Source organism: Photobacterium sp. BZF1 (assembly GCF_014349205.1).
GTDB lineage: Bacteria > Pseudomonadota > Gammaproteobacteria > Enterobacterales > Vibrionaceae > Photobacterium.
The window spans coordinates 15,402-30,562 of sequence record NZ_JACSOF010000027.1; the positions used below are offsets into that span (position 1 = coordinate 15,402).

The window sequence follows — 15,161 nt, forward strand, 5'->3', positions numbered from 1 at the left end:
GGATGGGGCAGTGGGCTTTTTTATCTGCTCATTGATAGCGTGACTGCTCGGGGTAGATCAGCTTGTCGGTTTCAAACCCTGCCTTTTGGGCAATCGTGACGTAACGGGAAATTTGTGCTTTGTCTAGCTCGGGGTCTCTGGCTAACAACCATAGGTAGTCGGTGTTAAAACCGCTGACAAGGGCAACGGAATAGTCGGGTTCGAGGAAGAACACCACGTAACTGCTGTAGAAAGGGCCGAAGAAAGAGACCTTGAGGTGGCCTTTGTTTTCGTCATCGACAAATACGGCCCGGCCATCGGCCTGCTGCCATTCTTGATCTTTGGTATCAAAACCCCGGTTGGTAACCTTTATAGAGCCGTCATCATTAAGGCTATATACGGCGCTGACATCACTAAGTCCACGCTCGAAGCTATGATCCAAGCGGGCAATTTCGTACCAAGTGCCGAGGTAGTTGTCGACACTGAAAGGGGTAACAGGCTTGACCGATTGCGGCATGCCGGTACAGGCGGTTAGGAACACCACCGACGCGAGGGCGACTAGGGTTCGAGTGAATAACTTGAAGTTTACTGTCATATAGACTCCATCCTTGGTAAGCATATATTCCATAGTAAATGGGAAACTTTTAAACCACAATTCAGTACTAGCGAACTGAGGCATTATTCGTTACTCTGCAAGGACTGCGACCAAACAGGATTAATGAAAGAACAGATGGAAAGTTTAACGTTACAGCCGATCAGTAAGATTAATGGCACTGTGAATCTGCCAGGTTCCAAAAGCGTCTCGAACCGAGCCCTGCTATTGGCGGCGTTAGCAAGTGGCAAGACCCGACTGACTAATCTTCTTGATAGTGATGATATCCGTCATATGCTAACAGCCCTGACCAAGCTGGGAGTGAGCTATCAGTTGTCAGACGACAAAACCGTTTGCGAAGTAACTGGCCTAGGTGGCGCGTTCAAGCCAACCGACGCGATGGAGCTATTTTTGGGAAATGCCGGTACTGCTATGCGCCCGCTGGCAGCGGCACTGTGTTTGGGAGAAGGTGAATTCGTCCTAACCGGTGAGCCCCGCATGAAAGAGCGCCCAATCGGCCACTTGGTCGATGCTCTGCGTACTGCTGGTGCTGAAATTACCTACCTTGAGAATGACAACTACCCACCGTTAAAGATCAAAGGCACCGGCCTTAAGGGTGGCGAAGTAGAAATCGATGGTTCTATCTCGAGCCAGTTCCTAACAGCCTTTTTGATGTCGGCGCCGCTGGCCTCGGCAGATACAGTCATCCGCATTAAAGGTGATCTGGTATCGAAGCCTTACATTGATATCACCCTGCACATCATGGCCCAGTTTGGTGTCGAGGTGGAGAACCGTGACTACCAAGAATTCGTGGTAAAAGGTAACCAGTCTTACCTAGCACCGGGTGACTTCTTGGTAGAAGGGGATGCCTCATCTGCGTCTTACTTCCTTGCGGCAGCGGCTATCAAAGGCGGCGAAGTGAAAGTGACCGGTATTGGCAAAAAGAGTATCCAGGGTGATGTTCAATTTGCTGATGCGTTGGCTGCCATGGGCGCTGAAATCGAGTGGGGCGATGATTATGTGATTGCCCGTCGTGGTGAGCTAAAAGCGGTTGATCTTGATTTTAACCATATCCCTGATGCAGCGATGACGATTGCGACGGCAGCGCTGTTTGCCGAAGGCACGACGTCTATCCGCAACGTTTACAACTGGCGCGTGAAAGAAACCGACCGCTTGGCTGCTATGGCAACAGAACTGCGCAAAGTAGGGGCCGAGGTCGATGAAGGTGAAGATTACATCACGATCACCCCGCCGGCACAGCTGACCCATGCAGCTATCGATACCTATGATGACCACCGTATGGCGATGTGCTTTTCGCTGGTGGCATTGAGCGATACGCCAGTAACGATTAACGACCCGAAGTGTACATCCAAGACCTTCCCGGACTACTTCGAGAAACTGGCGGTTCTGAGTAACTAATTGTCAGGTTCATCAGTAGCTACAAGAAACCCGCCAGCAGGCGGGTTTTGTTTTTTCCGTGTCAGTATTCGGCCATAATCCGGATTACTGATTGGTATCACAACTTTTTTCTCGTATAATATGCCCCCGTTTGAGAGCGGTAATAAGTATCGGTATGTCCCTGCAGGCGTGTCGATGGGTATTACTGCTTAGATTAAACAAGTTTGGAGATTACCTATGTCTACTCATGCGCCAGTGATCACTGTCGATGGACCAAGCGGTGCTGGCAAGGGCACGCTATGTATGCTGTTGGCAGAAAAACTGGGCTGGAAGCTATTGGACTCTGGTGCCATCTACCGAGTGCTTGCCCTTGCTGCATTGCACCACGGTGTTGACCTTGAGTCTGAAGACGCACTTGTGCCTTTGGCTGCTCACTTGGATGTGCAGTTTGTAGCTGAAGGTGAGTTGGTAAAGGTGATTCTTGAAGGGGAAGACGTATCGGGTGAACTTCGTAAGGAAGAAACCGGTATGGCAGCCTCTAAGGTGGCTGCATTGCCACGTGTGCGTGAAGCCTTGCTTCGTCGCCAGCGTGCTTTCAGTGAGGCACCGGGTCTGGTTGCGGATGGCCGTGACATGGGTACCGTTGTGTTCCCTCAGGCAGAAGTTAAGTTCTTCCTTGATGCGAGTGCTGAAGAGCGTGCGAATCGTCGTATGAAGCAGTTGCAACAGAAAGGGTTAGATGTTAACTTTGACCACCTTTTGAAAGAAATTCAGGAACGTGACTACCGAGATCGCAACCGTGCGGTCGCGCCGTTACGTCCCGCGGCTGATGCATTGGTGCTAGACTCTACAGAGATGTCTATCGATCAAGTCATCGAACAGGCATTGGCCCATATTGAAACCAAATTGTCTGCCGAATAATTCGGCATGATGGCGTTGGTGTCACGGATGATAACTGACATTACTACCAACCCCATGCGGTAGGATACCCATGGTTGTTAATCAAATTGAAGATTAAATAATGACTGAATCTTTTGCTCTACTTTTTGAAGAGTCTCTAAACGAACTAGAAACACGTCCAGGTGCAATCGTTAAAGGTACTGTTGTAGCTATCGAAAACGGTTACGTACTAGTTGACGCAGGCCTTAAGTCTGAGTCTTCTATCCCTGCTGATGAATTCAAGAACGCTGCTGGCGAAATCGAAATCGAAATCGGCGCAGAAGTTGACGTTGCTCTAGACGCAGTAGAAGACGGCTTTGGTGAGACTAAACTTTCTCGCGAGAAAGCTAAGCGCCACGAAGCTTGGATCGTTCTTGAGAAAGCTTACGAAGACGCTGAAACTGTTGTTGGTATCATCAACGGTAAAGTTAAAGGCGGCTTCACAGTTGAACTTAACGGCATCCGTGCGTTCCTACCAGGTTCTCTAGTAGACGTACGTCCAGTTCGTGACACTGCTCACCTAGAAAACAAAGAGCTAGAGTTCAAAGTAATCAAGCTAGACCAGAAGCGTAACAACGTAGTTGTTTCTCGTCGCGCAGTTATCGAATCTGAAAACAGCGTTGAGCGTGATGAACTTCTTGCTTCTCTACAGGAAGGCATGGAAGTTAAAGGTATCGTTAAGAACCTTACTGACTACGGTGCGTTCGTTGACCTTGGTGGTGTTGATGGTCTTCTACACATCACTGACATGGCTTGGAAGCGCGTTAAGCACCCATCTGAAATCGTTAATGTTGGCGACGAGATCAACGTTAAAGTTCTTAAGTTCGACCGTGAGCGTACTCGCGTATCACTAGGTCTTAAGCAGCTAGGCGAAGATCCATGGGTAGCTATCGCTAAGCGTTACCCAGAAGGTACTAAGCTTTCTGGCCGCGTAACTAACCTAACTGACTACGGCTGCTTCGTTGAAATCGAAGAAGGCGTTGAAGGTCTTGTACACGTTTCTGAGATGGATTGGACTAACAAGAACATCCACCCATCTAAAGTTGTTAACGTGGGCGACGAAGTTGAAGTTATGGTTCTTGATATCGACGAAGAACGTCGTCGTATCAGCCTAGGTCTTAAGCAGTGTAAAGCTAACCCATGGCAGTCATTCGCTGAAATGCAAGCTAAGGGCGATCGCGTAACTGGTAAGATCAAGTCTATCACTGACTTCGGTATCTTCATCGGTCTTGAAGGCGGCATCGACGGTCTAGTTCACCTATCTGACATTTCTTGGAATGTTGCAGGTGAAGACGCAGTTCGTGACTTCAAGAAAGGCGACGAGATCTCTGCAGTTGTTCTAGCAGTTGACGCTGAGCGTGAGCGTATCTCTCTAGGTATCAAGCAGATCGAAGAAGACCCGTTCAACGGCTTCGTTGCAGTTAACAAGAAAGGTGCTCTAGTTACTGGTACTGTTTCTGCAGTTGACGCTAAAGGCGCAACTATCGAGCTAGCTGAAGGTGTTGAAGGTTACCTACGTGCTTCTGAAGCATCAGTTGACCGCGTTGAAGACGCTACTCTAGTTCTTTCTGTTGGCGATTCTGTTGAAGCTAAATTCACAGGCGTTGACCGTAAGAACCGCGTAATCAACCTATCAATCCGCGCTAAAGACGTTGCTGAAGAGCAAGAAGCTATGGCTAACCTGAACAAGCAAGAAGATGCTTCTTTCGGTAACGCAATGGCTGACGCTTTCAAAGCGGCTAAAGGCGAATAATTGAGCTCGGGGGGATCACTTTTCCCCCCAAGCGGTTATACTATTGAGAAACATACTAAAAACGGAGTGTTTATGACAAAGTCTGAATTAATTGAAAGACTATGTAGTCAACAAACACATCTTTCTGCCAAACAGGTAGAAGATGCAATTAAGGAAATCCTTGAGCATATGGCTACGACACTTGCTGAGGGTGACCGTATCGAAATCCGTGGCTTTGGTAGCTTCTCTTTGCATTACCGCGCTCCACGTGTAGGTCGAAACCCGAAAACAGGTGACAAAGTTGAGTTGGACGGCAAGTACGTTCCTCACTTCAAGCCAGGTAAGGAATTGCGCGACCGTGTTAACCAGTCTATTGCTAGTTAAGCACGTTTAGAACAAAAAAACGGCATGCTGTTAAGTATGCCGTTTTTTTATGCGTATTGATCATGGTCTGATGAGGCAAAATCTTGCATAATCAGGCCATGCCGATCTGTGTTTATACCAGATATGTGTCATCTACAATCTACATTTCGTTCAAGTGAGAAGGATTCACGATGAAGATACTGACTGTACTCTTACTAGCTGCATGTTTCTTGGTTACCCTAGCGCTAGGTGCCCAAAATCAGCAGTTGGTTAACTTTGACTTTCTGATCGCCCAGGGAGAACTCCAGCTATCGACACTGCTGGGTATTGCCTTCGGTTCCGGGTTTGTGATCGGCTGGCTGATTTGTGGCCTGCTATACCTCAAAGCCCGCTTCACCAAAAACCGCCTGAGCAAGAAAGTACAAAAGCAGCAACAAGAATTGGATCAGCTTCGAGCCGAGCCAGTTAAGGAATAACATTTAATGCTAGAACTGTTGTTCCTGTTATTACCAATTGCAGCCGCTTATGGCTGGTACATGGGTAACAGGAGCGCTAGTAACAAGCAACAAGAGCAATCTCATCACATGTCACGTCAGTACGTGACAGGCCTGAACCTGCTGTTGTCAGACCAATCTGACAAAGCAGTGGATGTGTTTATTGAGTTGCTTCAGGTTGATAGCGAAACCATCGATACACACCTGGCTTTGGGAAATCTGTTCCGGAGCCGGGGTGAAGTTGATCGTGCGATTCGCATTCACCAGAACCTGATTGCCCGCCCCAACCTGACTATTGATCAGCGTAACCTTGCTTTGCAGCAGTTGGCACAAGACTACATGGCTGCTGGTTTTTTTGACCGCGCAGAGAAGATTTTCGAACAGTTACTGGATGAGCCAGACCACCGTAAAGGCGCCTTGCAGCAACTTCTGACCATCTACCAACAGACCCGTGAATGGGAGAAGGCAATCAATATTGCCAACCATTTGGTCAAGATGGGTAAGAGTAAGCTCAAGCATGATATAGCCCATTACTGGTGTGAAATGGCCATGCTCGAAATGAGTGCCCAGAACCCTGATAAGGCCAAACAACTGCTTAAGAAGTCTCTCTCGGCGGAGAAAAACTGTGTCAGGGCCAGTATCATGCTAGCCAAGATCTTGATCGCAGAAGAAGAATTCAAAGCAGCCGCCAAGCAATTGGAGCGTGTCGCCGAGCAGGATATTGAGTTTATCGGCGAAGCACTGCCGCTTCTGCTGCAGTGTTATGAGGCAATGGACAATGAATCGGGTTGGCTCAAGTACCTGCGATATTGTGTCGAGCAAAAGGCAGGTTCGACGGCCGAGTTGATGCTCGCTGACGAGATTGCCAAGCGGGAAGGCCCAACCATGGCCCAGACCTTTATGACTCGTCAATTGCAGAAGAACCCGACCATGAAAGGCTTTTACCAGCTGATGGACTATCATTTGGACGAAGCTGAGGACGGCAGGGCAAAAGACAGTTTAACCACACTGCGTGGCTTGGTGGGAGAGCAGCTTAAAATTAAGCCTCATTACCGTTGCCGCCAATGTGGGTTTGCCACCCACTCCCTTTATTGGCAATGCCCATCCTGTAAAGGCTGGGGTTCAATCAAGCCAATTCGTGGATTGGACGGCGAATAAGCGTTAGTAAATGTTGTAAATCACCGAAAAAGCCCGCTTGGTATTCAAGCGGGCTTTTTTTGTAATAAAACTCAGCCATTTTAGCGTAAATGGGCCAAGTAAAAATTTTAAGGTACTTTTTAGGATCAAAAAAACGATTAGAAAAATCTTCTATTTACGTTAATCGATTGGCTGGTGATTTTGAGTGTGTTTTTTGGCTATTTGGATTGAATTATTAATTAGTGCTCGATAAAAAACTGTTTTGCTGTACAATCCTGAGCGCGCTCAGCAAGCTGGGCTAGTTTGACCTTATAACTAAGCAGGAGATGCCATGTTAGATCCAAAAGTAATTGTCGCTCTCGACTACCCAAGCCAAGACGAAGCACTGGCCTTTGTCGATCGAATTGAACCGGGAAGCTGCCGATTGAAAGTTGGCAAAGAGATGTTTACTTTTTTTGGCCCTGACTTTGTGCGTAAACTGCATGATCGGGGCCATTCTGTATTTCTTGATTTGAAATTCCACGACATTCCAAACACTTGCTCACGTGCGGTAGCAGCAGCTGCTGATCTGGGTGTATGGATGGTTAATGTCCATGCCAGCGGTGGCGAGCGTATGATGACTGCGTCCCGTGAAATCCTTGAGCCGTTCGGCAAAGACCGACCGCTACTGATCGGTGTGACCGTACTAACGAGTATGGAAGCTTCAGATCTGCAGGGCATCGGCATTACGGCAGAACCAAAAGACCACGTATTGAACCTGGCACGTTTGACCAAAAACAGCGGCCTAGACGGCGTTGTGTGCTCAGCCCACGAATCAACCATGCTGAAGACTGAGTTGGGGAGTGAGTTCAAACTGGTAACACCGGGCATTCGTCCTGCTGGTAGCGCCGCAGGTGATCAGCGCCGTGTGATGACCCCAGTAGAAGCCGTGCAGGCTGGTTCGGATTACTTGGTGATTGGCCGTCCTATCACTAAAGCCGCTGATCCTGCTGCAGTATTGGCTGAAATCAACAAGACGCTAGCCTAAGCGTACTTACTTAGATTAAATGAAGCAGGCCCCATCAGGGCCTGTTTTTTTATATCCGGATTAAACTGGTTAATCCCTTAAAAGCATGAGAATGTTCGTGTTTTGTCTAATTTGTTAGGCGATGATGCGTCATTTATTTGACATTGCAATATAGTGTGAGCACAATGGTGCAAGTATTCAATGTGTTGCGTTTTAATTATGCCTGCAAAGCATCCCTACAGAGGATTTACCCTCATTGAAATGGTTGTCGTCGTTGTCTTGATCGCCATTCTAGCCGTTGTTGCTGCCCCGCGCTTTTTTAATCTCCAGAATGACGCCCGCAGTGCGGTGCTCCATGGCTTGAAAGCATCTATGGAGACGGCGGCAGCACAAGTTTATGGCAAGTCAGTGGTTCAAGGTGTCGATGCAGAGAAACTTGATGAAATCAATGTCGATGGACATCAAATCAAGACGGTCTATGGGTATCCGCTTTCCCAATTTAGTGGAGTTTGGGAAACCTTGCTTAAAGGAAGCTTTGGTGAGGTGCCATACAAAGATCCAGCTGATTATGAATGGATGTGGCACAACCCCAAGCCTGGCAATGGGCTTTACTTCATGCCGCGCCATTACTCGAACAAATCGCAAGGTTGCTATATCAAGTACGTTGCCCCGGTTGATGCTGGTCATGGGTATACCCTTGAACTGGTCAGTGACGGCTGTTAGCAGAAATATCAAAACCGTGACAAACCAGACAGTTACCTTTTTCGCCACGACCTAAACTAAAAAGTGTGGGTGTTTGAGGTCACTAGAATGGACGCTGAACTTGCGTTTGCTTCCCCTTATATCCGGCTGGGTATCGCCTTGCTGCTCGGGGCTATTATAGGCATCCAGCGTGGTTGGGTTGAGCGTAATGAGGCCGCTGGCAGCCGTATTGCCGGTATCAGAACGTATTCGTTGGTGGGCTTGCTCGGGGGTGTTTGCGGCCTGTTGGCTGACCACTTTTCCGAGCTTTTTCTCGGCTTGTCTTTTGTGGCTTTGACGGTCGTGTTGACTGTGGCGTATGCGCTGCGCTTAAAGTGGCATACTAACCTCAGTATTACAGGCTTGGTTGGCACCTTAATTACCTTCCTCCTCGGCGCGTTGGCGATTGTCGGCGAGCCCACCTTGGCAATCTCTGCCGCAGTGATCACCGCTATTATCCTCGACAATAAGCAAGAGTTGCACAATGCCCTGCAACGATTACAGGAATATGAACTCGATGCCGCGCTGCGCCTGCTGCTGATTTCTGTCGTCCTGCTGCCACTCTTGCCCAATGAACCTATGGGGCCTTGGGGAGCCATAAATCCTTATGAGATTTGGTGGATGGTGGTGTTGATTGCTGGTATCTCTTTTGTTGGCTATTTCGCGATGAAGATCGGTGGGGCACAAAAGGGAATTCTGCTGACATGCTTATTTGCTGGCTTAAGTTCATCAACAGCCCTGACTTTGCAATTCTCCCACCTATCGAAGCAGCAACCCCAGCTCAATGGGCTGCTGGCAAGCGGCATCCTGCTTAGCTGCGGTACGATGTTCCCCCGTATCCTCTTTGTCTGCTCAGTGGTCAACCGGCAACTGATTGAGTCTCTGTGGCTACCTATGCTGCTGATGATGCTAGGGTTTTATATTCCAGCATGGTTCATATGGCAGCGTAACAAGCAGTTGGGCCAGACAAATCCGGAAATGAAGCAAAACCCGTTGGCCCTGACCTCCGCCCTAGGGTTCGGGCTGATCTTAATGCTGATTATCCTGCTGGCCAATGGCCTTCAGGAGTGGTTTGGTGATACCGGAACCCTGGCATTGGCTGCGATCTCGGGGATCACCGATGTCGATGCAATTACCTTGGCGTTAGGCAGGCAAAGTGCCGGTGGCGAGATGTTAGTCCTTGCGGCGATGGGGATTTTTATCGCTGCTGCAGTAAACAGCCTGGTTAAAATGGGGATGGTATGGTTCATTGGTGAGGCAGGCATGCGCAAATATGTTGCCTTGCCAGTTCTCGGCGCAGTAATGCTTGGTGGGCTAGCTGTGATTGTGGTTTAAGTGCGTTTTGCGATGATAAAAACGGGCCATTAGGCCCGTCTTCAGTATGGGAATGGTGAGTTCAGCACTCAATTTTTGGCGTTGCCCGGCTAAGGCGGTTGCTCCTGTCATGGGAAGGGGCTGAAAAGTGGCTGTCGAGAAGCTTTTGGGTCAAAGCATGTTGTGGACTACCAAAGACCTCATCGGTTTTGCCTTGTTCAACAATTTCGCCATGTTGCATCACAATGACCTTATCTGAGAAGTGTTTAATCACCCCCATATGCTGTGACACGTAAATGTACGATAGGCCCATCTCTTCCTGTAGCTCGAGTAGTAGGTTGAGGATTTGCGAGCGCATAGACATATCTAGCCCGTTCAGCGCTTCGTCGGCAACGATGATACAGGGTTGGAGGATCAGTGCCCGTGCGAGCGACACACGCTGCTTCTGGCCAGTAGCCAGCATCTGCGGGTAGAAATACGCGTGCTCAGGCAGCAAACCGACTCGCTTGAGGGTTTCCATGATCCGGCGTTCACGGGCTTGCGGCGTCATGTTTGTATTTCGCTTTAGCGGCCCTTCAAGGATCTTGCCAATTTGGATCCGAGGGTTCAGTGATGTGTTGGGATCTTGGAAGATCATCCTGATCAGTTTGCAGCGGGTTTGAAAATCTCGGTGCGCCAGCGGCTCGCCATTTACCCGAATAATGCCTTCGGTTGGTTCTACCACGCCAGCAAGCATACGTGCCAAGGTTGATTTACCTGAGCCATTTTCACCCATGAAAGCAATGGTCTCGCCAGCTTCCAAACTAAATGAAACCGGTTTTACGGCTTCAATCGTCCGGCGGCGGAATAGCCCTGAGCGGTAGTGGTAGTCTTTTTTCAGGTTCTCGACTTCAAGTAACGCACTCATTTGGTATTACTCTCCATGTTCAGCGGGAAGTGGCAGCTGAACTTGTGATTCTTGATCTTTCTGCGCTTCGGTACTTCAACGCACTTTCGCTGGGCGTGTGGGCAGCGTGGCCCGAGACGGCAGCCAATTGGCAAATGCTGTAGCGGCGGAATAGAGCCCGGCAAGGTTTCCAGCTTACTCTTGTGGGCAAGCTTATCGAGGTTGAAGTCCGGCATTGCCCGCAATAGCGCTTCGGTATACGGGTGATGGGGGGACTCCAGAAGTTGCTGACGGTTTGCCGATTCAACAGATTGGCCGCAATACATGACAGTGATCCTATCTGCCCATTGGGTCACTGTCGTCAAATCGTGGCTGACTAGCAGTATTGTGGTGTTGCCAAGCTGATTCATCCGGCTCAGTAAGCGGAAAATCTGTGCTTGGGTGATTGGATCAAGGTCATTGGTCGGTTCATCGGCGATCAGTAGGCGAGGGCGGTTGGCAATGGCCATGGCGATCATGACCTTCTGGCACTCGCCATCGGTTAGCTCGTAAGGGTAACTGCGCATCACACGGCGGTGATCTTTGATACCGACTTTGTGCAAAAGGGCGATGGCTTGTTTCTGGCGCCAATGGAAGCGTTGCCAGAAGTAACCATCGAATGATGATGACGGAATGGCTTCTTCCAACTGCTCACCGACTTTTTCAGACGGGTCAAGACAGGATGAAGGCTCTTGGAAAATCATCGCGATCTCGCGTCCTACCACGCGCCGGCGTTCACGCGGTGACAGGGTCAGCAGATCAATATCTCCTAACCGGAGGCGATCGGCACTTACACGCCAGTTACTCTTGGTTACGCCGGCAATGGCTTTGGCGACCAAGCTTTTACCTGAACCGGATTCACCCACCAGACCACGGATCTCGCCTTCGTTAATCGTCAGGCTCATGCGGTCAACCGCTTTCACCATCCCTTGGGGCGTATCGATTTCAATGGTCAGGTTACGTATATCTAACAGTGGCATCAGTCAATCCCCGCATTAATGGCCTGGCGGAGTCCTTCTCCTACTAAGTTTACAACCAATACGCTAAACGTAATGGCGAGCCCCGGTAAAGTCACTGTCCAAGGTGCTAGGTAAATTAGCTCAATAGAGTCACCCAGCATGGCTCCCCACTCTGGCATGGGTGCTTGTGCACCGAGCCCAAGGAAACCAAGCGCTGCAATATCAAGGATCGCAATAGAAATTGCCCGGGTAAACTCATTGGTCAGCACGGTCAGGATATTGGGTAAAATCGAGTTGTACAGCAAGTAGAAGTCGTTGGCGCCATCAAGGCGGGCGGCCATAATGTAATCTTTCTCAACTTCATTGTGCACGGCAGTATAGACCGCACGGATAAATCGTGGGATCAACGCTAACCAAATGGCAAGCAAGATATTGGTTTCACCTGGGCCCATGTAGGCAACGACAATGATAGCCAGCAGCAATGAAGGGATAGAGAGCACAGTATCCAACACATGGTTGAGGAAACTGGATTTCAACCCTCGGGTCATACCCGCTAATACACCTATCAGAATACCAATCGCCGCCGAGGCGAGTGCAACTAATACGGCATAGCCGAAGGTCAGGCGCGAGCCAAGCAGCAAACGGCTGAGCATGTCGCGGCCAAGGTCATCGGTACCGAAGAAATATTCCACTTTGCCCGCGGTATCCCACGACGGTGGCATCAGCAGTTCACCCACTTGGGTGAAAGCATCATACGGTGTCAGCCAAGGGGCAAGTAGCGTGATTAAGGTAAGCAGAACCAAACACCATAGACCAAACATAGCCAGGGAGTTGTTTCTGAAATTTTGCCAAGCTCGCTCGATCTGGGTCGGGATCTTGGTCTCCTGGTAAATGTTATTTGATAGCATACCATTCCTTGCGAACCAGTGGATTGACAAAAGCGCCGGTCAAATCAGACAGGATGTTGGCAATCAGGATAAAGCTACCGACGGTGATGACACCGGCCTGGATAGCGACATAGTCCTGGGTTGAGATCGCATCGAGCAACCAGCGCCCGATCCCCGGCCAGTTGAAGATGGACTCAGTCAGCATGGCGAAGGTCATCATGGTTGAAAACTGCATACCCAGTTTCGGGATAATAGGCGGAATGGCGTTTCTCAGCACATGCCGGGTGATGATTTCAAACATCGACAAGCCTTTGGTTTGTGCCACCTTGATAAAGTTCTGCTCCATGACATCCGATACCGATGCGCGGGTTAGGCGTATTACCTCGGTGGTCGGTGCCATTGCCAATACGACGGTCGGCAGCACGAGGTGCCTGATTGTGTCCATGAGGGCTTCGGCACGGTATGGCTTGTCAGACAGCATTACATCGATAAGGGCAACTCCGGTGATGTGGTCAATCTCATACAGCAGACTGTAGCGGCCAGAGACGGGTAACCAGCCCAGTTTCAGAGAGAACAGCAGGATAAGCAGCGTTGCTAGCCAGAACAGTGGGATCGAGTAACCAACCAAGGTAATCGATGAGATGGCGGTATCAATGTATTTACCGCGTTTTACTCCGGCAAGGGTACCGACAGGGATACCGATCAACAGTGATAGTACAAACGCAAAGAAGCTGAGTTCAAGGGTGGCAGGGAAGACGGCCATGACTTCGTTGACAATAGGCTCGCCCTGCTGGTTAAGCCCCAAATGACCAGACAGCAGGTTATCGAGGTAAACAGCCCAACCAGAGAAAAACGGTTGAGTGCTCCATAGTGAGGTACTATCGAGGCGTAAAAGACTATAGCCGATCAGGGTTAAGATCAGCAGGGTAATGAGGAAAAGGTTTAGCCTACGGATGGTATAGATAAACATATTAGATCTCGCTCCGGCGGAAGACTGTCGAGAAGGAGCGGGTGCCAAACGGGCTCATCTGTAGCCCCTCAAGGGAGCGGTGATGGACCTGGAAATGGACGCCATGGGCCAGCGGGACAATCGGTACCTCAGTGTCCAAGATATCCTGGGCAAGGTGGTAGTAATTGAGTCGTTGGTTCAATTTCGGGGTTCGGGAGGCCAACTCCAGCAGGTTGTCGAAGCTAAGGTTGCACCAGTTCGCCACGTTCAATCCGGCTTGCTTGGCATCACAAGATAGCAGCGGGCGCAGGAAGTTGTCGGGATCGCCATTATCAGCCACCCAACCGGTCAGAATCAAATCGCTGTTGAACTTGTCGATGGCACTGAATCGGTTAACCGTATCCTGGGTGATAATGTCGACTTTGACGCCGACCGCATTGAGGTCGGCCTGGATCAACTCAGCGGTTTTCCTCGGGCTAGGGTTATACGGGCGAGGCTCAAGCGGCACCCACAAGGTCAAGCTAAGGTTCTTTTCAAAGCCTGCTTCCTTGAGCAAAGTACGGGCTTTGACCGGGTCATAGTCCAGCGCCTGACTGCCGTGGTTATAGGCCCAGGACATCGGTGGCAGTATGCTGCGCGCCTTGGTGCCAGTACCGTAATAAACCGAATTGAGTAGGTTTTCACGGTTAATGGCGTGGTTTATCGCCTTGCGTACCCGAATATCGCTGAGCTCCGGCTGGTTGTTGTCCAATGCCAGGAAAGCCACGTTCATGCCGGTTTGGGCATTGAGGTTAAAGTCTTCGTCGGCACTGATGATAGGCAACTGACTGGCAACCGGCGCTGACAATACATCACACTCATGGCTTAGCAATTTTGCCAGTGTTCCGGTACCGCGGCTGGCGATATCAAACACCACTTGCTCCATCGGTGCCGCGCCTAGCCAGTAGCCTTCATGGCGGTTGAGGCGGACAAAATCATTGGCTTGGTAGTTATCGAGGTAAAACGGCCCGGTACCGACTGGGAGAGAATCCAGTTGATCTGGCTTACCGGCACGCAGGGTCTGCTCGGCATATTCCTGCGAGTGGATCACCGCGTAAGTGGTAGCCAGGTTGGATAAAAAGGCATTGTCAGGCCGGCTCAGGGTAAACTTTACCGTGAGAGGGTCAACGACCTCGATATCTTCAATTAGGTTGGCAAACCCTTGGCTGTCAAACCACGGGTAGCGACCACCAGACACCGCATGGAACGGGTGGTCAGACTTAATGACTCGCTTAAAGCTAAACACCACATCCTGAGCATTGAACGGGCGCGTAGGTGTAAACCAATCGGTAGTTTGAAACTCGATACCTTCACGCAAGGTAAAGGTGTAGGCCAAACCGTCATCACTGATGGACCATCCACTGGCCAGGGACGGCAGAGGTTGGTGGCTAACAGGATCAAGCAGCAAAAGGCGGTCGAAAAGTTGCGCAGCCAAGGTATCAGCCGTCAATCCACCATCGATTAACTGTGGGTTAAAGGTTGTTGGCTTATCTTGTCCGCAATAGACGAAGCCGCGGCTGCGAATATCGCTATCCTGCTGCGGGTCATCACTACAGCCAATCAGGCCGGCAAGGCTGACGCACACAAGCAAAAGACGAGTATAGGCGCTCATAGGATAAGGACATTTTTTGGAAACAAGATTATAAATTTACCATTAACCCACTCTGTCACCAAGCCACCTCACTAAAATACCTGTTATTTCTAGGT

General features: G+C 49.8%; 15 protein-coding genes. 9 read left to right on the top strand and 6 right to left on the bottom strand.

The annotated features are described in order from the left end of the window. Nucleotides 1-28: 28 nt before the first annotated feature. The gene (locus BIZ37_RS08005; RefSeq protein ID WP_187461077.1) at nucleotides 29-574 is read right to left on the bottom strand and encodes a lipocalin family protein; all 546 of its coding nucleotides are present in this window, start codon (nucleotides 572-574) and stop codon (nucleotides 29-31) included. A gap of 135 nt (nucleotides 575-709) precedes the next feature. On the opposite strand from BIZ37_RS08005, the gene aroA reads away from it, so the two are divergent. The 9 genes from aroA to BIZ37_RS08050 all read left to right on the top strand — a co-directional run bounded on the left by aroA (nucleotide 710) and on the right by BIZ37_RS08050 (nucleotide 9,716). Continuing rightward, nucleotides 710-1,990 carry a 3-phosphoshikimate 1-carboxyvinyltransferase gene (gene aroA / locus BIZ37_RS08010; protein WP_187461078.1) on the top strand — a complete coding sequence of 427 codons (1,281 nt, stop codon included), beginning with the start codon at nucleotides 710-712 and terminating at the stop codon, nucleotides 1,988-1,990. Between the two features lie 216 nt (nucleotides 1,991-2,206). After that, nucleotides 2,207-2,890, top strand: coding sequence for a (d)CMP kinase (gene cmk / locus BIZ37_RS08015; protein ID WP_107299209.1), 684 nt, complete (start codon nucleotides 2,207-2,209; stop codon nucleotides 2,888-2,890). Nucleotides 2,891-2,990: 100 nt separating this feature from the next. After that, nucleotides 2,991-4,661 carry a 30S ribosomal protein S1 gene (rpsA, locus tag BIZ37_RS08020; RefSeq protein WP_107299210.1) on the top strand — a complete coding sequence of 557 codons (1,671 nt, stop codon included), beginning with the start codon at nucleotides 2,991-2,993 and terminating at the stop codon, nucleotides 4,659-4,661. Between the two features lie 72 nt (nucleotides 4,662-4,733). Continuing rightward, complete coding sequence (ihfB, locus tag BIZ37_RS08025; RefSeq protein WP_039468048.1) at nucleotides 4,734-5,024, top strand: integration host factor subunit beta; 291 nt, start codon at nucleotides 4,734-4,736, stop codon at nucleotides 5,022-5,024. A gap of 170 nt (nucleotides 5,025-5,194) precedes the next feature. Next, entirely contained in the window at nucleotides 5,195-5,479 is a 285-nt protein-coding gene (locus BIZ37_RS08030) for a LapA family protein (RefSeq protein ID WP_107299211.1), read from the top strand. Between the two features lie 6 nt (nucleotides 5,480-5,485). Next, a complete protein-coding gene (lapB, locus tag BIZ37_RS08035) occupies nucleotides 5,486-6,655 on the top strand; it encodes a lipopolysaccharide assembly protein LapB (RefSeq protein ID WP_107299212.1) in 1,170 nt (389 codons plus the stop codon). A gap of 310 nt (nucleotides 6,656-6,965) precedes the next feature. Then, entirely contained in the window at nucleotides 6,966-7,661 is a 696-nt protein-coding gene (gene pyrF, locus BIZ37_RS08040) for an orotidine-5'-phosphate decarboxylase (RefSeq protein WP_107299213.1), read from the top strand. Between the two features lie 198 nt (nucleotides 7,662-7,859). After that, on the top strand, nucleotides 7,860-8,363 hold the full coding sequence (locus BIZ37_RS30600) for a prepilin-type N-terminal cleavage/methylation domain-containing protein (RefSeq protein ID WP_187461079.1): 504 nt from the start codon (nucleotides 7,860-7,862) through the stop codon (nucleotides 8,361-8,363). Nucleotides 8,364-8,450: 87 nt separating this feature from the next. After that, a complete protein-coding gene (locus BIZ37_RS08050; RefSeq protein ID WP_187461080.1) occupies nucleotides 8,451-9,716 on the top strand; it encodes an MgtC/SapB family protein in 1,266 nt (421 codons plus the stop codon). Nucleotides 9,717-9,777: 61 nt separating this feature from the next. Here BIZ37_RS08050 and BIZ37_RS08055 read toward each other — a convergent pair whose 3' ends face one another. Genes BIZ37_RS08055 through sapA form a run of 5 tightly spaced genes read right to left on the bottom strand, consistent with a single transcriptional unit; the run spans nucleotide 9,778 to nucleotide 15,066 of the window. After that, complete coding sequence (locus BIZ37_RS08055; protein ID WP_187461081.1) at nucleotides 9,778-10,602, bottom strand: ATP-binding cassette domain-containing protein; 825 nt, start codon at nucleotides 10,600-10,602, stop codon at nucleotides 9,778-9,780. After that, nucleotides 10,599-11,600 (bottom strand): oligopeptide/dipeptide ABC transporter ATP-binding protein, encoded by a 1,002-nt coding sequence (locus BIZ37_RS08060; protein ID WP_107299216.1) that lies wholly within the window; start codon nucleotides 11,598-11,600, stop codon nucleotides 10,599-10,601. The genes BIZ37_RS08055 and BIZ37_RS08060 overlap by 4 nt, the downstream gene beginning before the upstream one ends. Next, entirely contained in the window at nucleotides 11,600-12,487 is an 888-nt protein-coding gene (gene sapC / locus BIZ37_RS08065) for a putrescine export ABC transporter permease SapC (protein ID WP_107299217.1), read from the bottom strand. Before sapC ends, BIZ37_RS08060 begins: the two co-directional genes overlap by 1 nt. Next, nucleotides 12,474-13,436 carry an ABC transporter permease subunit gene (locus tag BIZ37_RS08070; protein WP_107299218.1) on the bottom strand — a complete coding sequence of 321 codons (963 nt, stop codon included), beginning with the start codon at nucleotides 13,434-13,436 and terminating at the stop codon, nucleotides 12,474-12,476. The genes sapC and BIZ37_RS08070 overlap by 14 nt, the downstream gene beginning before the upstream one ends. Nucleotide 13,437: 1 nt before the next feature. Continuing rightward, on the bottom strand, nucleotides 13,438-15,066 hold the full coding sequence (gene sapA / locus BIZ37_RS08075) for an ABC transporter substrate-binding protein SapA (protein ID WP_187461082.1): 1,629 nt from the start codon (nucleotides 15,064-15,066) through the stop codon (nucleotides 13,438-13,440). Between the last annotated feature and the right edge of the window lie 95 nt (nucleotides 15,067-15,161).